This window comes from Pseudomonas sp. MPFS, assembly GCF_022537035.1.
Classification (GTDB): domain Bacteria; phylum Pseudomonadota; class Gammaproteobacteria; order Pseudomonadales; family Pseudomonadaceae; genus Aquipseudomonas; species Aquipseudomonas sessilinigenes.
In genome coordinates, this window is record NZ_CP066123.1 from 6,732,106 (window position 1) to 6,752,666 (window position 20,561).

Below are 20,561 nucleotides of genomic sequence, written 5' to 3' on the forward strand. Positions count from 1 at the left end.
CTATCTCGCTTGCGGCTTAAGCCGCACATAAAGGGTTTTGTCGACCCGCGCCACCAGGGTGCCGGAGCCATCGTGAATCTCTACCTGCAACTGCGGCAGGTACTTTTCCCCGGCAGCAGTGTGCTGGCGGATCTGGTCGATCAGGGCCTGGTCGATGTTGAACCGGGCGAACACCGGGCCCTTGCCCGGCGCGATGAAATCAATGGCTGCGGCCCTGTCCCAGACGATGTAGTCGCGACCCAGGTTCTCCATCAGCATCAGCATGAAGAACGGGTCCACCATCGAATACAGGCTGCCGCCGAACTGGGTGCCGACATAGTTGCGGTTGTACCAGCCCAGGCCCATGGACACCTGGACCTCGCGAAAGTCCGCGGCGATGTGGCCAATCCGCACTCCTGCCCCGAAGTAGGGTGGGTACAGGTTCAACACCCAACGCAACAGGCGCGCCTTGCCGACACGTCGGGCCAGCCACTCACGCATCCGGGCGAACGCCCAGGCCCATGGCCTGGCGGGCGAACCAGCGCTTGGCCGGCGGCAGCAGGTCCAGGCCGAGCAAGCCCAGGTTACGCCCCACCGAGAGCAGCGGCAGCTTGCTGCCGAACAGTCGCGTCACCTGGTCCGAGAACCCCACGGTCAGGTTCTGGTCCAGGCGCTGGCGCTCACGATAGGCCTGCAGGACCGTAAAGTCGCCCGGTGCACGCTCGCTGCCGAGCAGGGCATCGGCCAGGGCCTGGGCGTCACGCAACGACAGGTTGAAACCCTGGCCGGCGATCGGGTGCAGGCTATGGGCGGCATTGCCCAGTACCACCAGGTGCGGGCGCACCTGTTCCTCGGCCTCCACCAGGGACAACGGGTACAGGTGCCGGGCGCCCACTTGCCTGAGGGTGCCCAGGCGATAGCCGAATACTCCCTGCAACTCACTGAGGAAGCTGCGTTCGTCCAGCGCGGCCAGGCGCTGGGCGTCCATCCCCTGGCGGGTCCAGACCAGCGCACAGCGGTTTTCCGGCAACGGCAGCAAGGCCATCGGGCCATCATCGGTGAAGCGCTCGAAGGCCATGCCCCCATGGGCTTCGCTGGGCGTGATGTTGGCGATCAATGCGCTCTGGTCATAGGGTCGGTTCCTGACCCCGATACCCAGTTGCTCGCGCAAGCCGGAACGACCGCCATCGGCGAGCACCGCAAGATCGCACTCAAGGGTGGTTTCGTCATTCAGGGTCAGGCGGTAGCCACCTTCCAGCGGTTCCAGGCGAGTCACCTCGGCCGGACAGCGCCAACTGATCACATCCTTGTCCAGCCCCTGCCACAGGCATTGGCCGAGCCAGGCGTTTTCCACTACATAGCCCAGGGCCGGAACGCCTTCTTCCATCGCCGACAAGCGCGCCGTGGAGAAACGGCCACGGTCGGACACATGAATCTGCTTGATCGGCTCGGCGCGCCGGGAAATTGCCTGCCACAGGTCCAGGCGCTGGTAGATCTGCCGGGCGCCGAAGGACAACGCCGAGGAGCGTGCGTCATAGCTGGGCTGGAAACTGTCGCCAGGAGCGAATGGCTCGATCAGCACGATCTTCCAGCCACGAGCCTTGGCCCCGGCCTGCAGGGCCAAAGCCAGGCTGGCACCGACCAGGCCGCCACCGATGATGGCCAGGTTGACCCGGCTCATGATGCCCGGACCTGGGCAGCGGCCATCAGCGCCTCGATCTCGGCGACGCTCTTGGGCACGCCTCCTGTCAGAATTTCACAGCCCTGCTTGGTCACTACCACGTCGTCCTCGATGCGCACGCCAATGCCGCGCCACTTCTTCGCTACTTGCTGGTTGTCCGGGGAGATGTAGATGCCCGGCTCCACGGTCAGCGCCATGCCGACCTCCAGTACCCGCCACTCGCCGCCGACCTTGTACTCGCCGACATCGTGTACATCCATGCCCAGCCAGTGCCCGGCACGGTGCATGTAAAACGCCTTGTAGGCCTCGCTGGCGATCAGCTCGTCAACATTGCCTTCCAGCAGGCCCAGCTTCACCAGGCCGTTGGTGATGACCCGAACCGTCGCTTCATGGGCCTGGTTCCAGTGTTTGTCCGGGGCGATCTCGGCGAAGGCGGCTTCCTGAGATGCCAGCACCAGTTCGTAGATCGCCTTCTGCTCCGGGGAAAACCGGCCATTGACCGGCCAGGTACGGGTGATATCGCTGGCATAGCAGTCGATTTCACAACCGGCATCGATCAGCACCAGGTCACCGTCCTTGAGCAGCGCATCATTTTGCTGGTAGTGCAGGATGCAGCTGTTACGACCCGCCGCGACGATGGAACCGTAGGCCGGCATCTTCGCCCCGCCCTTGCGGAACTCATAGTCCAATTCGGCTTCCAGGCTGTACTCATGCAACCCTGGCCGACCGGCCTGCATCGCCCGGATATGCGCCTGGGCGGAAATCCGCGCGGCCTCGCGCATCACCTTCACTTCCGCCGCCGATTTATACAGGCGCATGTCGTGCAGCAGATGATCCAGGGCAACGAATTCGTTCGGTGGCTGGGCGCCGAGATGGGCCTTGGAACGGATCACGTTGATCCAGTCCATCAGGTGGCGATCGAACTCGGGGTTGCTGCCCATGGCCGAATAGACCCGGTCGCGCCCCTCGATCAAACCAGGAAGGATGTCGTCGATATCGGTGATGGGAAAGGCATCGTCCGCCCCATAGTCGCGGATCGCGCCTTCCTGGCCGGCCCGCAGGCCATCCCAGAGCTCGCGCTCGGCGTTGCGCTCACGGCAGAACAGCACGTATTCGCCATGCTCGCGACCGGGCATCAGCACGATCACCGCCTGGGGCTCGGGGAAGCCGCTGAGGTACTGGAAGTCGCTGTCCTGGCGGTAGACGTGCTCTACGTCGCGGTTGCGAATGGCCACGGCCGCCGCCGGCAGGATCGCGATGCTATTGGGCTCCATCTGCGCCATGAGCGCCTTGCGGCGCCGACTGTATTCCGCTTTCGGGATATGAATCATGGGCAGGCCGGCTCCCGTCAGATCAATGCAGAGACGGCTTGGCGGCCGGAACGGCGGCCTTGTTGGTTTCGGTGAACAGCAGCAGCGGCGCGACCCGCAGGTACTCCATCACTTCCATGTAGTCGTTTTCACCGTCGTCGGATTCTTCCAGGGCGTCCTGGACCTGGGCGATGGCTGCAAGGTCCTGCAACACTTCCGTAGCTTCGGCGCTCAGGGCGCTGCTATCGCGGGAGTTGAGGCCAAAACCGGCGAGGAATCCCTGGCACCATTGGCCCAGGGCAGCGGCGCGTTCGGCCAGCGGCGCGTCATCGCTGGGCAGCAGCAGGACCACGGTCATGTCGTCGCTGGTCAGCTCGCCTTTGACCATTTCCTGCAGGCCGATCAAGGCATTACGTACATTATCCTGAGGCTCGCCTTCGAGCAGCTCGGTGGCATCCACCAGCCAGCCGTCGGCGTCGAACCCGGCGCCGGCACAGCTACGACCTAGCAACAGGCCGTGCAGTTCGGCAGGGGAAACAGGATGGCCATTGCTGCTGAGCAGGGTGGCGAAAGCACTATAAGGGGAGTTCTGAATGGGCATGGGCAGCTAGGCGCCAAGCGGCGCAATGTCTAGAATGAAGGCCTTGTATCGTAGGGCGTGTCACCGTTCATTGCCAGCGTCGCGTTGTGCTTTGCGCCCCGCTACAACGGTCCACAGGGCCTCGGGCAAGGGACAGTCCACCGACCGACGGCACCAGACGGCCAGGAGCGTCCAGGTTGTCCGGGGGCAGCCAAGCCAGTTGCCACTCATCAGACCAAATTCAGTGGGACACAATGGAAGACACCGACCTGCACGCACTGATGGCCAGACTCGAACTGCTTATTACCCGGGTCGAGCAACTAAAGAGTCAAAACGCACTCTTATTAGCTCAGGAAAAAACCTGGCGCGAGGAACGCGCGCACCTCATTGAAAAAAACGAAATCGCCCGGCGTAAGGTCGAATCGATGATTTCGCGCCTCAAGGCCCTGGAGCAAGACTCATGAGTTCAAGCAATAGCGTTACCGTGCAGATCCTCGACAAAGAATATTCGATCATCTGCCCCCAGGAAGAACGCAGCAATCTGGTGAGCGCCGCCCGTTACCTGGACGGCAAGATGCGCGAGATCCGCAGCAGCGGCAAGGTCATCGGGGCCGACCGCATCGCCGTGATGGCCGCCCTGAACATCACCCACGACCTGCTGCACCGCCAGGAACGCCCGGACGTCCAGAGCAGCGGGACGACCCGCGAGCAAGTGCGCGACCTGCTGGAGCGTGTCGACCTGGTCCTGGCCACCGATTCGGACACAAGCAAAGCTGATTCCTGACAGCGGTTGCGGTATACTCCCGCCACTCCCTGGGGTGCTTGCCAGTTGGCGATGTCCCTGAGCCGATTTGCACTACCCTGGAAGTTGCACGTTGGGCTGGTGTGCATGTCCGCTAGACGGAAAGCCTTAAAGCCTGCTGCATCTCCCGCCTTGAACTCTCGGGTTCAAGGGCTAAGTCGACAGCGGTTCGCCTGGGGAGCCTGAATTGCCAATCAATGCCAGTTAGCCAAGCTGGCATTGGTTTTTCCGGGTAGGCTGTCCTGCCATCCCGACTGCCAATAGCTGCCTCCATGACCGAACCTGCGCCGCTCTCCCGCCCGCAACTTCGCCGCATGCTGCGTAAAAGCCGCCGTGCCCTGACCCCTGCCCAGCAGCGCCAGGCCGCCCGTGGCTTGTATCGACAGTTGGCGCAAGACCCGGTGTTTCGTCGCGCGCGGCACCTCTCGCTGTACCTGCCCACCGACGGAGAGATCGATCCACGTCTACTGTTGCGTGCCGCCCAGCGCCGGGGCAAGGCCACCTACCTGCCGGTACTCAGCGCCTGGCCACGGACCAAGATGGTCTTCCAGCGCATTCGGCCAGGAGAGCAGCTGCGCCCCAATCGCTTTCGTATCCTCGAACCCAAAATCAATGTCGCCCGGCAACGCAAGGTCTGGGCCCTGGACCTGGTGCTGCTGCCCCTGGTGGGGTTCGATGAAGAAGGTGGGCGCCTGGGAATGGGCGGGGGCTTCTATGACCGCAGCCTGGCCTATCTCGCGCGCCGCCAGAGTTGGCGCAAGCCGAAGCTGCTGGGGCTGGCCCACGAGTGCCAAAAGGTCGGGAAACTGGATCAGGCCAGTTGGGATGTACCGCTACACGGCACGGTGACCGATCGGGGATGGTACGGGGCCAGGTAGGCACCGAACCCGATCAGTAGCGATTCAACGCTTGAGAGGTTGCGATTGCTGCTGTGCGATCTCGACGGGAGCATCGGTCTTGCTGGCCCATAAGCTCTGCGCATAACCGGTGGTCACAACGCCCAAACCGAACAAAATAACCAAAATCCATAGCAAATCCGGTTGGCGTTTCATCGATTGCCCCCCCTCAGGCAAATCACACACTGGTGGTAACGGCGTCCATGACAGGCCGAACAGCAGCGTCAAGCTTAAAATCCCGGCATTTTGCGATAACGTGAACCGACACGCAAATGCTGGCGTCAACCGACCGTCGGTTTGTCATAAAATTGCCAGATCACCCGTTCACTCACCTTGTCGGAGGGCAAGAACATGGCCTATTGGCTGATGAAATCCGAGCCGGACGAGCTCTCCATCGAGGGTTTGCAAGCCCTTGGCCAGGCCCGCTGGGACGGCGTGCGCAACTACCAGGCACGCAACTTCCTGCGCGCCATGGCCGAGGGCGACGAGTTCTTTTTCTATCACTCAAGTTGTCCCGAGCCGGGCATTGCCGGGATCGGTCGTATCGTCAAGGGCGCCTACCCGGACCCGACGGCCCTGGAGCCGGAAAGCGTCTATTTCGATCCCAAGTCCAGCGCCGAGAAGAATGCCTGGAGCGCTATCGACGTGGCCCATGTACAGACCTTCGGCAGGGTCCTGCGCCTGGACTATCTCAAGCAACAGGCGGCCCTCGCCGACATGCCCCTGGTGCAAAAAGGCAGCCGCCTGTCGGTCATGCCGGTGACTGCCGAGCAATGGGCCGCGGTACTCACCCTGCGCTGACCCGCGACACTGCCACGGCCATGCAAGCCATGGCAGCATCGGCGGTTTTTTGCCTGGCACCCCATGCAGCCCGCGAACAATGGGGTTAGGCTAGCGCCCTTTACATTTGACGAGCATCAAGCCGCCCAGGCCCAGGGTTCGTCAGACTAGGACGCTATAGCCGCAGGACGCAGAACCCATGTCGACGAACCATCGTTCTTCCCGCCTCTTCGCTGTTTCCCTCTTGATTCTGTTGCTCGCCGCCGGTGGTTTCGGCTACTGGAAATCCCTCCAGGACCGCCTGCCCGAAGGCCTGAGCATGGGCAACGGCCGGCTCGAGGCCACTGAAGTGCAGATCGCCAGCAAGATTCCGGGGCGCCTGGCCGAGGTCCGGGTCCATGAAGGTGACAAGGTGCTCCAGGGGCAGTTGCTGGCGCGCATGGATACTCGCACCCTGGAGGCCCAGCGCGCCCAGGCCGAGGCCGAAGTGGCACGGGCCCGGGAAAACCTCAGTGCCGCCGAAGCCAACGTGCAACTGCGCCAGAGCGAACTGCTGCTGGCCAACCAGGAGCTCAAGCGCTCACAGGAATTGTTCCGCCGTGGCTTCGCCAGCCAGCAGATCATCGACCAGCAGCAAGCCCGCCTGAGCACCGGCAATGCCGCCGTGCTGGCGGCCCAGGCCCAGGTCGCAGCGGTCAAGGCGGCAATTGGCGCGGCCCAGGCCCAGGTGGCCCAACTCACCAGTGAAATCGACGACAGCAGCCTGCGGGCCCCCATCGACGGCATCATCCAGCTGCGCCTGGCCGAACCTGGCGAAGTGCTGGGCGCCGGTGGCCGGGTACTGTTGCTGATCGACCCCAACGACCAATACATGAATCTCTACCTGCCGGCTTCGGTCACCGGTCGCCTGACCGTTGGCGACGAAGCGCGGATCATGCTCGACGCCCTGCCCAACCAGCCATTGCCGGCGAAGATCAGCTTTGTCGCGGCCAAGTCGCAGTTCACCCCCAAGGAAGTGGAAACCCGGGATGAGCGCCAGAAGCTGGTGTTCCGGGTCAAGGTGCACCTCACCCAACCTGCTGCGGTACCACAAGCCAAGCCGGGCATGCCTGGCGCCGGCTATGTGCGCACGGCTCCCGTGGACTGGCCGGCCAACCTGAAATGAGCGCCCTGGCGCTGCACGCGACGGGCATCGGCCATCGCTATGGCTCCCAGCAGGCGCTAATGGACATCGCCTTCAGCCTCCCGGCAGGTACCCGCTGCGGCCTGATCGGGCCTGACGGCGCCGGCAAATCCAGCCTGCTGGGGCTGATCGCCGGGGTCAAGAAACTCCAGCAGGGCGATCTCCAGGTACTCGGTGGCGATATTACCCAGCGCCGCCACCGCAGCAGCCTGTATCCGCGCATTGCCTTCATGCCCCAGGGCCTGGGCGGCAACCTGTACCCGGAGCTGTCCATCAGCGAGAACATCCGCTTCTTCGCCACCCTGTTCGGCCTGCCGGCCAAGGAATGTGAGCAGCGCATGCACAGCCTGCTGCAGGCCACCGATCTGCTGCGCTTCGCCGAACGCCCGGCCGGCAAGCTGTCGGGTGGGATGAAACAGAAGCTTGGGCTGTGCTGTGCGCTGATCCATGAACCGGACCTGCTGATCCTCGACGAGCCCACCACAGGGGTCGATCCGCTTTCGCGCCGGCGTTTCTGGGAACTGGTGGAGGACGTGCGCCGGCAACGCCCACAACTGACGCTCCTGGTCGCCACCGCCTACATGGAGGAAGCCGAGCAGTTCGAGCATTGCCTGATGCTCGACCGGGGCCGGTTGATCGCCCAAGGCCTGAGCCGGGAACTGGCCGGAGTGACCGCCAGCGGCAAGCTCGACGACGCCTTTACCCATTTCCAGGGCGACGCCCGCCACGACAGCCAGCCGCTGGTGATTCCGCCCCGCTCCAGCGACAACCAGGACATCGCCATCGAGGCCCATGAACTGACCCTGCGCTTCGGCGACTTCACCGCCGTGAACAAGGTCAGCTTCGCCATCGGCCGCGGGGAAATCTTCGGTTTCCTGGGCTCCAATGGCTGCGGCAAGACCACCACCATGAAGGTCCTCACCGGCCTGATGCCGGCGACCGAAGGCAGCGCCAAGCTGCTGGGCAACCCGGTGAATGCCAAGGACCTGGCCACCCGCAAGCGGGTCGGATTCATGTCCCAGAGCTTCTCGTTGTACGGCGAGCTCAGCGTGCGCCAGAACCTGGAACTGCACGCCCGGCTGTTCGACCTGCCTAAAGACCAGAGCGCCCCGCGTATCGAGGAGCTGATCCAGCGTTTCGACCTGGGGGAAATCGCCGAACAGCAGTCAGGCGCCCTGCCACTCGGCTTGCGCCAGCGCCTGTCATTGGCGGTGGCGGTGCTGCACCGCCCGGAGGTGCTGATCCTCGACGAGCCCACCTCAGGGGTCGACCCGGCAGCTCGCGACGACTTCTGGCGGCTGTTGATCGAGCTGTCCAGGGAACAGGGCGTGACCATCTTCCTGTCCACGCACTTCATGAACGAAGCCCAGCGCTGCGACCGTATTTCCCTGATGCACGCAGGCAAAGTACTGGCCTGCGACACCCCGGCGGCACTGCAGCAGCAGTTTGCCGGCGACACCCTGGAGGCCGCCTTCGTGCGTTGCCTGGAAGAGGCCCAGGGCACGGCGGATACACCAGCGCCAGCACAGCCGGAGCCTCCCGCCGCGCCCACTGCCATCGCTCCCGTACGCTCGGGCCTGAGCCTGGCCCGCCTGCTGGCAGTGGCCACCCGTGAAGGCAAGGAACTGCTGCGCGACCGGGTGCGCCTGGGCTTCGCCTTGCTCGGGGCGCTCTTCATGATGGTGATCTTCGGCTACGGTATCTCCCTGGATGTGGAGAAGCTGGCCTTCGCCGTCTACGACCAGGACCAGACCCCACAAAGCCGCGCCTACCTGGAGGCCTTCCGCAGCTCACGCTATTTTGAGGAAAAACCCGGCATCCGCAACTCCAGCGAGCTGCATCGACGGCTGCAACGCTCGGAAATCAAGCTGGCCCTGGAGATCCCCCCGGGGTTTGGCCGCGACCTGTATGCCGGGCGCCAACCCGCCGTCGCCGCCTGGCTGGATGGCGGCATGCCGTTTCGCGCGGAAACCAGCCGCAACTATGTGGAGGCGGTGCACCAGGCCAACCTGGAGCGGTTGGCGGAGCAAAGCAGCCTGCCCCGCGGCCCGAGGCCTGCAGCCAAGCTGGAGACCCGCTTTCGCTACAACCAGGATGTGGTCAGCGTGAACGCCATCGGTCCGGGCGTCATGGCCCTGATCCTGGCCTTTATCCCGGCCATGCTCACGGCCCTGGGCATCGTTCGCGAGAAAGAGCTGGGCTCGATCACCAACTTCTATGCCACGCCCCTGACCCGCCTGGAGTTCCTCCTGGGCAAGCAGGCGCCCTACCTGGCCGTCAGCCTGATCAACCTGGGACTGCTGGTGGCCATGAACCGCTGGTTGTTCGGTGTGCCCTTCAAGGGCAGCGGCCTGACCCTGGCCCTGGGCGGCGTGCTCTATGTACTGGCGACCACCAGCATGGGGCTGTTGATCTCGGCCTTCACCCGTACCCAGATCGCCGCAATCCTCGGCACCATGATCATCACCAGCCTGCCGACCATCCAGTTTTCGGGGCTGATCGTGCCACGCTCGTCCCTGGACGGTTCGGCGGCGATCATGGGGCAGCTGTTCCCGGCCGGGCACTTCCTGGACATTGCCGTCGGCACTTTCACCAAGGCCCTGGACGTGCGCGAACTCTGGCCCCAGTGCCTGGCCCTGGTGGGGTTCTTCCTCGGTTTCACCGGGCTGAGCCTGGTCATGTTGAAAAAGCAGGAGGTCTGATGAACCGGCTTGCCCATATCCTGCGCCTGGGCCTCAAGGAACTGACCAGCCTGCGCCACGACAGCGTCTTGCTGTTGTTCCTGATGTACGCCTTCACCGTGGCCATCTACCTGCCCGCCGCCGGCTCGGTCATCGGTGTACACAACGCCAGCGTGGCCGTGGTGGACGAAGACCATAGCGCGCTGTCGCGCCTGCTGGCACAGTCCCTGCAACCGCCGGAGTTCCAGCCCCCGGTCGCCCTGCCTTATGACCGCCTGGACACCGTGATGGACCAGGGCCAGTACACCTTCGTGATCAACGTTCCAGCCAGCTTCCAGAGCGACCTGCTGGCCGGCCGCCAGCCAGCGGTGCAAGTCAATGTCGATGCCACGGCCATGAGCCAGGCATTCATGGGGGCCGGCTACATCGGCCGGATCTTCCAACGTGAGTTGCTCAACTACGCCGACCAGGGCGATGTCGCAAGCAAGGCTCCGGCCCGGCTGACCACCCGCGCCCTGTTCAATACCAACCTGGAGGGCGGCTGGTTCCTGGCAGTGATCCAGATCGTCAACAACATCACCATCCTGGCCATCGTTCTCACCGGCACCGCCCTGCTGCGCGAACGCGAGCACGGTACCCTCGACCACTTGCTGGTGCTGCCACTCACGGCGCTGGAAATCATGCTGGCGAAGGTCTGGAGCAACATGCTGGTGGTGGTGCTGTGCACCTGGATATCGCTGGAAGTGGTTGTCAAAGGCTTGCTGGGCGTGCCGCTGGCGGGCTCCCTGGGGCTGTTCCTGATGGTCACCGCACTCTATCTGTTCGCCAGCACGGCCCTGGGCATCTTCCTCGCTACCCTGGCCCGCTCGACCCCGCAGTTCGGCTTGCTGGCGATCCCGGTGATCATTCCGATGCTGTTGCTGTCTGGTGGCAGCACACCGCTGGACAGCATGCCGCAATGGCTGCAATGGGTGATGCAGGGTTCACCCTCGACGCATTTCGTCAGCCTGAGCGCGGCGATCCTGTTTCGCGATGCGGGCGTCAGCGTGGTCTGGCCCGACCTGCTGGCCCTGGCCGGGATCGGCCTGGCATTCTTCGCCATCGCCCTGGCACGCTTTCGCAAGAGCCTGGCGTCCTGAACCCGACCGGCACACGGGCCCGCAAGGGCACCGTGGCTGGCCGAAGGGAGGTGGGAGTTACTGGATGATCAGGTTGTTGAACAGCAGGTCCTCGACCACCGGCTTGCCGGTCTCGTCGCTCATCACCTGCTGCACCTGCTTGAGGGCTTCCTGGCGCAGTTTTTCCTTGGCCTCGACGTTGTTCATGGTCTCGGTGGTCTGCTGGGCGAACAGCGCCACCAGTTGGTTGCGAATCAATGGCTCATTGGCCTTGACGGCCTGGGCCGCAGGGTCGCCGGTCACCCGCAGGGCTACGTCGGCCTTGTACACCTTGAGCTTGGGACCGCCATCCAGGCCATAGTTGCCCACGAAGGGTGGGTTCAGGCTGATGTAGCTGACTTTCGGTGCTTCGCCTTCTTTAGCCTCTTCGGCCATCGCTGCCACAGGCAGGGAGAGGGCCAGCAGCAACATGATCCACGCTTTCACAATTCGCTCCTTAATCCGGTTTGCGGCCTAGCATAAAGGCCCGTCCGCCTGAGCCCAAGCACAAGCTTATAGCTGGCTATCAGGGCCGGGCATGCTCGTTGACCGCCTGATTCACACTCCTACACTTATCGGCCACCACTCCCAAAGGAATAGCCCTGATGAAAGCCGTGCTGTGCAAAGCCTTCGGCCCCGCCGAAACGCTGGAGCTGGAAGAGGTTGCAAGTCCAGAGCCGAAGAAGAACGAGATCCTGCTGGATGTACATGCCGCTGGGGTCAACTTCCCGGACACCCTGATCATCGAGGGCAAGTACCAGTTCAAACCGCCATTTCCCTTCTCCCCAGGTGGCGAGGCGGCCGGCGTGGTCAGCGCGGTGGGCGAGAAAGTCGGGCATCTCAAGGTGGGCGACCGGGTGATGGCCCTGACCGGCTGGGGCAGTTTCGCCGAGCAGGTGGCGGTACCGGGCTACAACGTACTGCCGATTCCACAGGCCATGGACTTCAACACCGCAGCGGCCTTCAGCATGACCTACGGCACCTCGATGCACGCCCTCAAGCAGCGGGGCAACCTGCAGCCTGGCGAAACCCTGCTGGTACTCGGCGCTTCGGGTGGCGTCGGCCTGGCAGCGGTGGAGATCGGCAAGGCCATGGGGGCCCGGGTGATCGCCGCCGCCAGCAGCGCCGAGAAACTCGCGGTGGCCAAGGCCGCCGGTGCCGACGAATTGATCAACTACAGCCAGGCCAGCCTCAAGGACGAGATCAAGCGCCTGACCGGCGGCAATGGCGTCGATGTGATCTACGATCCGGTGGGCGGCGACCTGTTCGACCAGGCCATCCGCTCCATCGCCTGGAACGGCCGCCTGCTGGTGGTGGGGTTCGCCAGCGGGCGCATCCCCGAACTACCAGTGAACCTCGCCCTGCTCAAGGGCGCTGCGGTAGTGGGCGTGTTCTGGGGCTCCTTTGCCCAGCGCCAGCCCCAGGACAATGCGGCGAACTTCCAGCAACTGTTCGCCTGGCACGCCGAAGGCAAGCTCAAGCCCCTGGTGTCCCAGGTCTATCCCCTGGCCGAGGCGGCCCGGGCCATCGACGATCTCGGCCAGCGCAAGGCTGTGGGCAAGGTGGTAGTACAGGTTCGCTGAAACCAAGCCTGCGCGCCTTTTCCGGCCCCTTGGCCTTGCGACGATTCATCGGCTTCAATCAATGCGGATGATCTGCCGCTGCGAATCCGCAGCGGCTTTCCCATGGAGAGGCCAAATGATGATGAGCACATTGCACAGACTGGTGATGGGACTTTTGGCATTGCCGCTGTTCGCCGGCGCCCTGCAGGCCTGCGCCCACGACAGCGCCGGGCTCAGGAACACGACGGTGCTGATCGTGCGCCACGCCGAAAAGCCCGAACAGGGCAGCGGGCTGAGCCCCCGGGGCGAAGAACGGGCCAAGGCCTACGCACAGTACTTCGATCCGCTGCGCCTTGCCGACGAGCAGTTGCTGCCACAACGCTTGATCGCCACCCGTGACAGCAAGGAAAGCGCGCGTCCACGGCTGACCCTGACACCTCTCTCACAGCGCCTGAACCTGCCCATCGAACAACCCTACGACGACCGGGATGTAGACAAGCTGGCCAAATCCCTGGGCAAGGACAACCAGGCCCGGGTGGTCCTGATCGCCTGGCACCACGGCAAGATCTACAAGTTGATCAAGGCATTCGGCGGCGACGGCGAAAAACTCACCGGACAACAGTCCTGGCCGGGGTCGGTCTACGACTGGCTGATCGTCCTGCGCTTCGATGACAAGGGACAACTGATGGAGTCCCGCAGCCAGAAGGTGCAGGAGCATCTGCTGCCGGGAGATGGCAACTGAGCGATCCGACTTGTCAGGCCCCTACAGCCCGGCAGCGCTTGAGCCGCGCCTCCAGGTTGCGATCCGGCATGGCATGGCTGCGCAGGGCCTGGACCGTCTGCTCGACATAATCACGAGTGGTGCCATAGCGCCCGCAAGCGCTCTCGAACACCTGGTTGAGCACATGATCCGGCAGGTTGCCAGCGTAGCTGGGCAGGTGTCGCTCCAACACGAAGCCCAGCGCCTGGACCAGGTTGCCATCGGCCAGGCGGCAATTGAGCCAATGGGGTCGGTAGGAAGGGAACGGCATTTCCCGTTGCCATAGGGCGTACAGGGAATCTTCCAGGCGCTCCTCGGGCAAGCGATAGGCGAATCCGCTGCAAGAGCCGCCACGGTCCAGGCCAAACACCAGGCCGGGTAGCTCAGGCGTGCCCCGGTGCTCGTGGGACCACAGGTAAAGGCCACGATGGTAGCCATGCACCCGCCCCCGGATGCGCTCGACTGCCGAGCACTCGGGGCGCCAGATCAACGAACCATAGGCGAACAGCCAGACCGGCCCACCCTTGTGCCGGGCCATGGTGGACTGCATGGAGCTTAGGAGTTGCTCGTGCGTCAACTGCGGCCCCAGATCGAGCCGTGGAGGATAGGCCAGGTTCAGATAACCGGATTCAAGGGCTGTCATGGCGAATAGCGTTCGGCTCCCCGCGTATAAGAAGTTACTTAGTAGAACGCCTGGCAGTAACGACAAGACACATGACTTTCAAACAAGCCAAGTACAAGTAACTAGAACGACTTAACTTTAACGACTGATATATAACTTACCGATATCCATTAAATTACATAAATATCGATAAGTTATATAAGGAGTTATAAAGCCAGTTGCCGCCTTGTGGCACTCAGGGACGCGGGGCGTAGGCAAATACATCGGCACGCATCTGGTGGGCATCCATACCTGCATTCACCAGGGCATCGAGGGTGGCATAGATCATCGCAGGCGAGCCGCTGGCGTAGACATGCACCGACGCGAGGTCGGCGATGTCCTCGCAAACCGCCTCGTGCAGTATGCCGCAACGCCCTTCCCAGCCACACAGGTCGCTGACCACTTTGTGCAGATAGAGGTTGGGCAACTGCTGCCATTGTTCCCAGTGTTCCAACTGGTAGAAATCTTCAGGGCGGCGTACTCCCCAGTACAGGTGCACCGGATGCTTGAAGCCCTTGGCCCGGCAATGCTCGATCAGGCTGTGCATCTGGGCCATGCCGGTGCCCGCGGCGATCAGTACCAGCGGCCCATCGGGCAGCTCCGACAAATGGGTGTCGCCAAACGGCAGCTCCACCCGCGCCATGCGGTTGCGTTGCAGTTGCTCGATCAGGCTTTGCGCACTGTTTTCACGAGCCAGGACATGCAGCTCCAGATCGCGCCCGTCGTGAGGCGCCGAAGCCAGGGAGAAAGCCGATTTCTCGCCATTTTCCCGCTCCAGCATCAGGTACTGGCCTGCGTGATAGCGAGGGGGCTTGCCGGCCGGCGCCCGCAACCGAATCCGCCAGACATCGCCGCCGACCTCCAGGCACTCAATCAGCTGACACGACAAGCTGCGCACCGGCAACTCTCCCAGCGCAAGGACGCCATCCCACAGCACGATGCAGTCTTCCAGCGGCTCTGCAATGCAAGTGTAGAACTCGCCGTGATCATGCACATCGCCGGCTTGCTGCACGCTACCCTCAACCAGCAGGGCAGCACACACATGGCAGTTACCGTTGCGGCAGCTCTGCGGGCAGTCATAGCCCAAGCGCCTCGCCGCATCGAGAATCCGCTCTCCGGGCAGTGTCTCGAGCACTGCTCCGGAGGGCTGCAGGGTTACACGCATCAATCTATTCCTAACTGATTCCAGATGGCATCGATCCGGCGGGTGACCGCCTCATCCTTGACGATGACCCGGCCCCACTCTCTGGTGGTTTCTCCGGGCCACTTGTGAGTGGCGTCGAGCCCCATTTTCGAACCCAGGCCGGATACCGGCGAGGCGAAGTCGAGGTAGTCGATCGGGGTGTTGTCGATCATCACCGTGTCGCGCTTGGGGTCCATGCGCGTGGTGATGGCCCAGATCACATCGTTCCAGTCCCTGGCATTGATATCGTCGTCGGTGACGATAACGAACTTGGTGTACATGAACTGTCGCAGGAACGACCACACGCCCAGCATTACGCGCTTGGCGTGGCCAGGGTATTGCTTCTTCATGGTCACCACCGCCATGCGGTACGAGCAGCCCTCGGGCGGCAGGTAGAAGTCGGTGATCTCCGGGAATTGCTTCTGCAGGATCGGCACGAACACTTCGTTGAGCGCCACGCCGAGGATCGCCGGCTCATCCGGCGGACGGCCGGTGTAGGTGCTGTGGTAGATCGGCTTGGTGCGATGGGTGATGCGCTCCACGGTGAACACCGGGAAGCTGTCCACTTCGTTGTAGTAGCCGGTGTGGTCGCCGTAGGGGCCTTCCGGGGCCATCTCGCCCGGATGGATCACGCCTTCGAGGATGATCTCGGCGGTGGCCGGGACCTGCAGGTCATTGCCACGGCACTTCACCAGCTCGGTGCGATTGCCCCGCAGCAGGCCGGCGAAGGCGTATTCGGAGAGGGTGTCGGGCACTGGGGTCACGGCGCCGAGGATGGTAGCCGGGTCAGCGCCCAGGGCCACGGCGACCGGAAACGGCTGGCCGGGATTCTTCTCGCACCACTCACGGTAATCCAGTGCGCCACCGCGGTGGCTGAGCCAGCGCATGATGACCTTGTTGCGGCCGATGACCTGCTGGCGATAGATCCCCAGGTTCTGGCGATCCTTGTTGGGGCCGCGGGTCACGGTCAGGCCCCAGGTGATCAGCGGTGCCACATCGCCTGGCCAGCAATGCTGGATCGGCAACTGCGAAAGATCGACGTCGTCGCCTTCGACCACCACTTCCTGGCACACCGCGTCCTTGACCACCTTCGGCGCCATCGACACGACCTTCTTGAAGATCGGCAGCTTGGACCAGGCGTCCTTCAGCCCCTTGGGCGGCTCGGGTTCCTTGAGGAAAGCCAGCAGCTTGCCGATCTCGCGCAGCTCGTCGGTGGACTCGGCGCCCATGCCCATGGCCACTCGCTCGGGGGTGCCGAACAGGTTGCCCAGTACCGGGATATCGAAACCCGTGGGCTTTTCGAACAGCAATGCCGGGCCCTTGGCGCGCAGGGTGCGGTCGCAGACTTCGGTCATTTCCAGGACAGGAGAGATGGGAACCTGGATGCGCTTGAGTTCACCGCGCTGTTCCAGGCCGCGGATGAAGTCGCGCAAATCGCGATACTGCATGCAAGAGCCTCGTGTTGGCCGTATCGGTCGGGGTGCAGAGTGTAGCGCCGTTCAGGTCGCAATGGCCAAAGTGCAGACAGCAAAAAGCCGGGTTGCCCCGGCTTTTGCTCGACCCGAGGATGTTACTTGCGCTTCATCGACAGGAAGAATTCATCGTTGGTCTTGGTCTGCTTCAGCTTGTCGACCAGGAACTCGATAGCGGCGACTTCATCCATCGGATGCAGCAGCTTGCGCAGGATCCACATGCGCTGCAGCTCGTCGTCGGCAGTCAGCAGCTCTTCGCGGCGGGTACCGGACTTGTTGATGTTGATGGCCGGGAATACGCGCTTCTCGGCGATACGACGGTCCAGGGGCAGCTCCATGTTGCCGGTCCCCTTGAACTCTTCGTAGATCACTTCGTCCATCTTCGAGCCGGTTTCGACCAGCGCGGTGGCGATGATGGTCAGCGAGCCGCCTTCCTCGATGTTCCGCGCGGCGCCGAAGAAGCGCTTCGGCTTCTCCAGGGCGTGGGCATCGACACCACCGGTCAGGACCTTGCCGGAGCTCGGGATCACGGTGTTGTAGGCGCGAGCCAGACGGGTGATGGAGTCCAGCAGGATCACTACGTCCTTCTTGTGCTCGACCAGGCGCTTGGCCTTCTCGATCACCATCTCGGCCACTTGCACGTGGCGGGTTGGCGGCTCGTCGAAGGTGGAAGCGACCACTTCGCCACGCACGGTGCGCTGCATTTCGGTCACTTCTTCCGGGCGCTCGTCGATCAGCAGGACGATCAGGTGGCACTCGGGGTTGTTGCGGGTGATGTTGGCCGCGATGTTCTGCAGCATGATCGTTTTACCCGCTTTCGGCGGAGCGACGATCAGGCCACGCTGGCCCTTGCCGATCGGGGCACACAGGTCGATGACGCGACCGGTGAGGTCTTCGGTGGAACCGTTGCCGGCTTCCATCTTCAGGCGATCGTTGGGGAACAGCGGGGTCAAGTTCTCGAACAGGATCTTGTTCTTGGCGTTCTCGGGACGGTCGTAGTTGATGGTATCGACCTTGAGCAGCGCGAAGTAACGCTCGCCTTCCTTCGGAGGGCGGATCTTGCCAACGATGGTGTCACCGGTGCGCAAGTTGAAGCGACGGATCTGGCTTGGCGACACGTAGATATCGTCCGGGCCGGCCAGGTAGGAGGCGTCGGAGGAGCGAAGGAAGCCGAAGCCGTCCTGGAGGATCTCCAGCACGCCATCACCGGAGATTTCCTCACCGCTTTTCGCGTGCTTTTTCAGCAGGGAGAAAATCACGTCCTGCTTGCGCGAACGGGCCATATTTTCTATGCCCATCTGTTCGGCCAATTCGAGCAGTTCGGTAATCGGCTTTTGCTTGAGTTCAGTCAGGTTCATATAGGAATGACGTAATCATTTATAGAGGGGGAAATTAAGCTTTTGGCTTAATGAGGCCGCGCCGCGGAGAAGGCGACAGGATCGCGTACTTATTCGAAAAGGAGAGCGTCGGCGACGGCTTGCAGGGGGCACTGGAGAAACCAGTGCGGGGCCGAATGTAACACCTGAGTTTCGGAGCGTCTAGCCCTCAATTACGAAAAAGCCCCGCATTTTGCGGGGCCTTTTCGATCACGCTGAAACCGAGGTTCAGATGTTGGCGTCGAGGAATGCCGCCAGTTGCGACTTCGACAGCGCACCGACCTTGGTGGCTTCAACGTTGCCGTTCTTGAACAGCATCAGGGTCGGGATACCACGCACGCCATGCTTGGCCGGGGTTTCCTGGTTTTCGTCGATGTTCAGTTTGGCAACGGTGAGCTTGCCCTTGTAGGTCTCGGCAATTTCGTCCAGAACCGGAGCGATCATTTTGCATGGGCCGCACCACTCAGCCCAGTAGTCGACCAGTACAGCGCCTTCAGCCTTGAGTACATCGGCCTCGAAGCTGGCGTCGCTGACGTGTTTGATGAGATCGCTGCTCATGGAATTCTCCAGGTTGTAAGCAAAAAAACGTGGCCCATCATATCTGCCCTTCCCTCGTTCAGGAAGCCGCAGATGATTGACTCTAACTATAGTGCCCCATGAGTTTGGGTATAGCTCAGGCCGGCGCAAAGCGAGAATCCCACAGATACCTGCAAAGCCGGGACAACGTCGCGCCGCGCATCCTATTAATGTCACCGAGGCCGCTACACACGCCTTTGGGCTCGATCTACGCGCTCCCCCGCAGCCCTGGATGCGCAACACGGCCGGATGAGCGGTAGCACTGCATCCTCAAGACCCTCATGGCGCATCTGGAAATGCACGCTGGCGCAAGGTTTCATGCGATGAATCAACGCATTGGCCACTGCGCGTTGGCGCGAGCCGTTGATCGTGGCAGGATGACGAGGTTATCGACCGAGACCCCCTGCCATGCCCCAATCCCAAGCCAAGAATCTGTCCTTGATCGCCGCGATCGATCTAGGCTCCAACAGCTTTCACATGGTCGTGGCCAAGGCCCGGAACGGTGAAATCCGCATTCTCGAGCGATTGGGTGAAAAGGTTCAGTTGGCCGCCGGCATCAATGAAGAACGCCAGCTCAACGAAGAATCCATGCAGCGCGGGCTTGATTGCCTCAAGCGCTTCGCCCAACTGATCAACGGCATGCCCCAGGGCACTGTGCGCATCGTTGGTACCAACGCCCTGCGCGAGGCTCGCAACCGTGGCGAGTTCATTCGCCGCGCCGAGGAAATCCTCGGCCACCCGGTGGAAGTCATCTCCGGTCGCGAAGAAGCCCGCCTGATCTACCTCGGGGTCTCCCATACCCTCGCGGACACCCCGGGCAAGCGCCTGGTGGCCGATATCGGCGGTGGCAGCACCGAGTTCATCATTGGCCAACGTTTCGAGCCCCTGCTGCGCGAAAGCCTGCAGATGGGCTGCGTGAGCTTCACCCAGCGCTATTTCCGCGACGGCAAGATCACCCCGGCCCGCTACGCCCAGGCCTATACTGCCGCTCGCCTGGAAATCATGAGCATCGAGCACGCGCTGCACCGCCTGACCTGGGACGAAGCCATCGGCTCCTCCGGCACCATTCGCGCCATCGGCCTGGCCCTCAAGGCCGGCGGCCAAGGCAGCGGCGAGGTCAATGCCGAAGGCCTGGCCTGGCTCAAGCGCAAGCTGTTCAAGCTCGGCGATGCCGAGAAGATCGATTTCGAAGGCATCAAGCCCGACCGCCGGGCCATCTTCCCTGCTGGCCTGGCGATCCTCGAGGCGATCTTCGATGCCCTGGAATTGCAGCGCATGGATCACTGCGAAGGCGCCCTGCGCGAAGGCGTGCTCTACGACCTGCTGGGCCGCCATCACCATGAAGACGTCCGTGAGCGCACCCTCGGCTCGCTGATGGAGCGCTACCACGTGGACCTGGAGCAGGCTTCGCGGGTCGAAGGCAAGGCCCTGCGCTCCTTCGACCAGGTAGCGGCCGACTGGGACCTGGAGGACGGTATCTGGCGCGAACTGCTGGGTTGGGCCGCCAAGGTGCACGAAGTCGGCCTGGACATTGCCCACTACCACTACCACAAGCACGGCGCCTATTTGATCGAGCACTCGGACCTGGCCGGTTTCTCCCGCGAAGACCAGCAAATGCTGGCCCTGCTGGTGCGCGGGCACCGGCGCAACATTCCCAAGGAGAAGTTCGCCGAGTTCGGCGACGACGGCATCAAGCTGATCCGCCTTTGCGTGTTGCTGCGCTTTGCCATCCTGTTCCACCACATCCGTGGCACCCAGCAGATGCCCCAGGTGAAGCTCAGCGCCAGCGGCGACCAGCTGGACGTGAAGTTCCCGGCCAACTGGCTGGATGAAAACCAGCTGACCCAGGCGGACTTCGCCCTCGAGGCCGAGTGGCTGACCCGGGTTGGCATCGTGCTCAACGTCAGCTGAGCCCGCTGCCG

At 62.9% G+C, this 20,561-nt stretch carries 21 protein-coding genes and 1 other RNA gene; 11 read left to right on the forward strand and 11 right to left on the reverse strand.

The features are described 5' to 3' along the window. From I9018_RS30990 to I9018_RS31005, 4 genes are read right to left on the reverse strand one after another with little or no spacing between them, the layout of a single operon-like run. Positions 1 to 480, reverse strand: a complete 480-nt coding sequence (locus tag I9018_RS30990; protein WP_241108276.1) for a DUF4442 domain-containing protein — start codon at positions 478 to 480, stop codon at positions 1 to 3. Then, a complete protein-coding gene (gene ubiH, locus I9018_RS30995) occupies positions 473 to 1,660 on the reverse strand; it encodes a 2-octaprenyl-6-methoxyphenyl hydroxylase (RefSeq protein ID WP_068576020.1) in 1,188 nt (395 codons plus the stop codon). The genes I9018_RS30990 and ubiH overlap by 8 nt, the downstream gene beginning before the upstream one ends. Next, positions 1,657 to 2,991: a Xaa-Pro aminopeptidase gene (gene pepP / locus I9018_RS31000; RefSeq protein WP_241108277.1), complete on the reverse strand. Its 1,335-nt coding sequence runs from the start codon at positions 2,989 to 2,991 to the stop codon at positions 1,657 to 1,659. The genes ubiH and pepP overlap by 4 nt, the downstream gene beginning before the upstream one ends. A 22-nt stretch (positions 2,992 to 3,013) precedes the next feature. Then, on the reverse strand, positions 3,014 to 3,571 hold the full coding sequence (locus I9018_RS31005) for a YecA family protein (protein ID WP_068576016.1): 558 nt from the start codon (positions 3,569 to 3,571) through the stop codon (positions 3,014 to 3,016). 233 nt (positions 3,572 to 3,804) lie between these two features. On the opposite strand from I9018_RS31005, the gene I9018_RS31010 reads away from it, so the two are divergent. From I9018_RS31010 to I9018_RS31025, 4 genes are all read left to right on the forward strand, one after another. Continuing rightward, a complete protein-coding gene (locus I9018_RS31010; RefSeq protein WP_011064144.1) occupies positions 3,805 to 4,014 on the forward strand; it encodes a TIGR02449 family protein in 210 nt (69 codons plus the stop codon). Next, entirely contained in the window at positions 4,011 to 4,334 is a 324-nt protein-coding gene (locus I9018_RS31015; RefSeq protein WP_068576014.1) for a cell division protein ZapA, read from the forward strand. Before I9018_RS31010 ends, I9018_RS31015 begins: the two co-directional genes overlap by 4 nt. 23 nt (positions 4,335 to 4,357) lie before the next feature. Beyond that, positions 4,358 to 4,536, forward strand: a non-coding RNA gene (ssrS, locus tag I9018_RS31020) — 6S RNA. A gap of 88 nt (positions 4,537 to 4,624) precedes the next feature. Continuing rightward, positions 4,625 to 5,230: a 5-formyltetrahydrofolate cyclo-ligase gene (locus I9018_RS31025; protein WP_241108278.1), complete on the forward strand. Its 606-nt coding sequence runs from the start codon at positions 4,625 to 4,627 to the stop codon at positions 5,228 to 5,230. Between the two features lie 24 nt (positions 5,231 to 5,254). Here the strand turns inward: I9018_RS31025 and I9018_RS31030 are convergent, their stop codons facing one another. Beyond that, positions 5,255 to 5,476 carry a hypothetical protein gene (locus I9018_RS31030; RefSeq protein ID WP_124347124.1) on the reverse strand — a complete coding sequence of 74 codons (222 nt, stop codon included), beginning with the start codon at positions 5,474 to 5,476 and terminating at the stop codon, positions 5,255 to 5,257. 123 nt (positions 5,477 to 5,599) lie between these two features. On the opposite strand from I9018_RS31030, the gene I9018_RS31035 reads away from it, so the two are divergent. From I9018_RS31035 to I9018_RS31050, 4 genes are all read left to right on the forward strand, one after another. Beyond that, the gene (locus I9018_RS31035; protein WP_068576010.1) at positions 5,600 to 6,049 is read left to right on the forward strand and encodes an EVE domain-containing protein; all 450 of its coding nucleotides are present in this window, start codon (positions 5,600 to 5,602) and stop codon (positions 6,047 to 6,049) included. Positions 6,050 to 6,227: 178 nt separating this feature from the next. Beyond that, complete coding sequence (locus I9018_RS31040) at positions 6,228 to 7,193, forward strand: HlyD family efflux transporter periplasmic adaptor subunit (RefSeq protein WP_068576008.1); 966 nt, start codon at positions 6,228 to 6,230, stop codon at positions 7,191 to 7,193. Next, positions 7,190 to 9,913 (forward strand): ribosome-associated ATPase/putative transporter RbbA, encoded by a 2,724-nt coding sequence (gene rbbA / locus I9018_RS31045; RefSeq protein ID WP_241108279.1) that lies wholly within the window; start codon positions 7,190 to 7,192, stop codon positions 9,911 to 9,913. The genes I9018_RS31040 and rbbA overlap by 4 nt, the downstream gene beginning before the upstream one ends. After that, positions 9,913 to 11,031 (forward strand): ABC transporter permease, encoded by a 1,119-nt coding sequence (locus I9018_RS31050; protein WP_068576003.1) that lies wholly within the window; start codon positions 9,913 to 9,915, stop codon positions 11,029 to 11,031. Before rbbA ends, I9018_RS31050 begins: the two co-directional genes overlap by 1 nt. Before the next feature lie 57 nt (positions 11,032 to 11,088). On the opposite strand, the gene I9018_RS31055 is transcribed toward I9018_RS31050, so the two are convergent. Continuing rightward, the gene (locus I9018_RS31055; RefSeq protein ID WP_068576001.1) at positions 11,089 to 11,496 is read right to left on the reverse strand and encodes a flagellar basal body-associated protein FliL; all 408 of its coding nucleotides are present in this window, start codon (positions 11,494 to 11,496) and stop codon (positions 11,089 to 11,091) included. A gap of 158 nt (positions 11,497 to 11,654) precedes the next feature. Between I9018_RS31055 and I9018_RS31060 the strand changes: the two genes are divergently transcribed. Both I9018_RS31060 and I9018_RS31065 read left to right on the forward strand, forming a co-directional pair. Beyond that, entirely contained in the window at positions 11,655 to 12,632 is a 978-nt protein-coding gene (locus tag I9018_RS31060) for an NADPH:quinone oxidoreductase family protein (RefSeq protein WP_241108280.1), read from the forward strand. Between the two features lie 118 nt (positions 12,633 to 12,750). Continuing rightward, the gene (locus I9018_RS31065) at positions 12,751 to 13,353 is read left to right on the forward strand and encodes a flagellar basal body-associated protein FliL (RefSeq protein WP_124348373.1); all 603 of its coding nucleotides are present in this window, start codon (positions 12,751 to 12,753) and stop codon (positions 13,351 to 13,353) included. Positions 13,354 to 13,366: 13 nt separating this feature from the next. Here I9018_RS31065 and I9018_RS31070 read toward each other — a convergent pair whose 3' ends face one another. The 5 genes from I9018_RS31070 to trxA form a co-directional block, all read right to left on the reverse strand. Beyond that, positions 13,367 to 14,014, reverse strand: coding sequence for a gamma-glutamylcyclotransferase (locus tag I9018_RS31070; protein WP_068575997.1), 648 nt, complete (start codon positions 14,012 to 14,014; stop codon positions 13,367 to 13,369). Between the two features lie 214 nt (positions 14,015 to 14,228). Further along, complete coding sequence (locus I9018_RS31075) at positions 14,229 to 15,197, reverse strand: CDP-6-deoxy-delta-3,4-glucoseen reductase (protein ID WP_241108281.1); 969 nt, start codon at positions 15,195 to 15,197, stop codon at positions 14,229 to 14,231. Next, positions 15,197 to 16,663 carry a 4-hydroxy-3-polyprenylbenzoate decarboxylase gene (gene ubiD, locus I9018_RS31080; RefSeq protein WP_068575993.1) on the reverse strand — a complete coding sequence of 489 codons (1,467 nt, stop codon included), beginning with the start codon at positions 16,661 to 16,663 and terminating at the stop codon, positions 15,197 to 15,199. The genes I9018_RS31075 and ubiD overlap by 1 nt, the downstream gene beginning before the upstream one ends. Before the next feature lie 122 nt (positions 16,664 to 16,785). Beyond that, on the reverse strand, positions 16,786 to 18,045 hold the full coding sequence (gene rho / locus I9018_RS31085) for a transcription termination factor Rho (RefSeq protein ID WP_022641764.1): 1,260 nt from the start codon (positions 18,043 to 18,045) through the stop codon (positions 16,786 to 16,788). 246 nt (positions 18,046 to 18,291) lie between these two features. Beyond that, a complete protein-coding gene (gene trxA / locus I9018_RS31090) occupies positions 18,292 to 18,621 on the reverse strand; it encodes a thioredoxin TrxA (RefSeq protein ID WP_003206727.1) in 330 nt (109 codons plus the stop codon). A gap of 426 nt (positions 18,622 to 19,047) precedes the next feature. Here trxA and ppx point away from each other — a divergent pair, with 426 nt between their 5' ends. Beyond that, entirely contained in the window at positions 19,048 to 20,550 is a 1,503-nt protein-coding gene (gene ppx, locus I9018_RS31095; protein ID WP_068575991.1) for an exopolyphosphatase, read from the forward strand. Positions 20,551 to 20,561: the final 11 nt, after the last annotated feature.

What these genes read in the sequence shown, in the direction of transcription:
- I9018_RS30990 (WP_241108276.1), bottom strand. Translation starts at nt 480, where the DNA reads ATGCGTGAGTGGCTGGCCCGACGTGTCGGCAAGGCGCGCCTGTTGCGT.
- ubiH (WP_068576020.1), bottom strand. Translation starts at nt 1,660, where the DNA reads ATGAGCCGGGTCAACCTGGCCATCATCGGTGGCGGCCTGGTCGGTGCC.
- pepP (WP_241108277.1), bottom strand. Translation starts at nt 2,991, where the DNA reads ATGATTCATATCCCGAAAGCGGAATACAGTCGGCGCCGCAAGGCGCTC.
- I9018_RS31005 (WP_068576016.1), bottom strand. Translation starts at nt 3,571, where the DNA reads ATGCCCATTCAGAACTCCCCTTATAGTGCTTTCGCCACCCTGCTCAGC.
- I9018_RS31010 (WP_011064144.1), top strand. Translation starts at nt 3,805, where the DNA reads ATGGAAGACACCGACCTGCACGCACTGATGGCCAGACTCGAACTGCTT.
- I9018_RS31015 (WP_068576014.1), top strand. Translation starts at nt 4,011, where the DNA reads ATGAGTTCAAGCAATAGCGTTACCGTGCAGATCCTCGACAAAGAATAT.
- I9018_RS31025 (WP_241108278.1), top strand. Translation starts at nt 4,625, where the DNA reads ATGACCGAACCTGCGCCGCTCTCCCGCCCGCAACTTCGCCGCATGCTG.
- I9018_RS31035 (WP_068576010.1), top strand. Translation starts at nt 5,600, where the DNA reads ATGGCCTATTGGCTGATGAAATCCGAGCCGGACGAGCTCTCCATCGAG.
- I9018_RS31040 (WP_068576008.1), top strand. Translation starts at nt 6,228, where the DNA reads ATGTCGACGAACCATCGTTCTTCCCGCCTCTTCGCTGTTTCCCTCTTG.
- rbbA (WP_241108279.1), top strand. Translation starts at nt 7,190, where the DNA reads ATGAGCGCCCTGGCGCTGCACGCGACGGGCATCGGCCATCGCTATGGC.
- I9018_RS31050 (WP_068576003.1), top strand. Translation starts at nt 9,913, where the DNA reads ATGAACCGGCTTGCCCATATCCTGCGCCTGGGCCTCAAGGAACTGACC.
- I9018_RS31060 (WP_241108280.1), top strand. Translation starts at nt 11,655, where the DNA reads ATGAAAGCCGTGCTGTGCAAAGCCTTCGGCCCCGCCGAAACGCTGGAG.
- I9018_RS31065 (WP_124348373.1), top strand. Translation starts at nt 12,751, where the DNA reads ATGATGAGCACATTGCACAGACTGGTGATGGGACTTTTGGCATTGCCG.
- I9018_RS31070 (WP_068575997.1), bottom strand. Translation starts at nt 14,014, where the DNA reads ATGACAGCCCTTGAATCCGGTTATCTGAACCTGGCCTATCCTCCACGG.
- I9018_RS31075 (WP_241108281.1), bottom strand. Translation starts at nt 15,197, where the DNA reads ATGCGTGTAACCCTGCAGCCCTCCGGAGCAGTGCTCGAGACACTGCCC.
- ubiD (WP_068575993.1), bottom strand. Translation starts at nt 16,663, where the DNA reads ATGCAGTATCGCGATTTGCGCGACTTCATCCGCGGCCTGGAACAGCGC.
- rho (WP_022641764.1), bottom strand. Translation starts at nt 18,045, where the DNA reads ATGAACCTGACTGAACTCAAGCAAAAGCCGATTACCGAACTGCTCGAA.
- trxA (WP_003206727.1), bottom strand. Translation starts at nt 18,621, where the DNA reads ATGAGCAGCGATCTCATCAAACACGTCAGCGACGCCAGCTTCGAGGCC.
- ppx (WP_068575991.1), top strand. Translation starts at nt 19,048, where the DNA reads ATGCCCCAATCCCAAGCCAAGAATCTGTCCTTGATCGCCGCGATCGAT.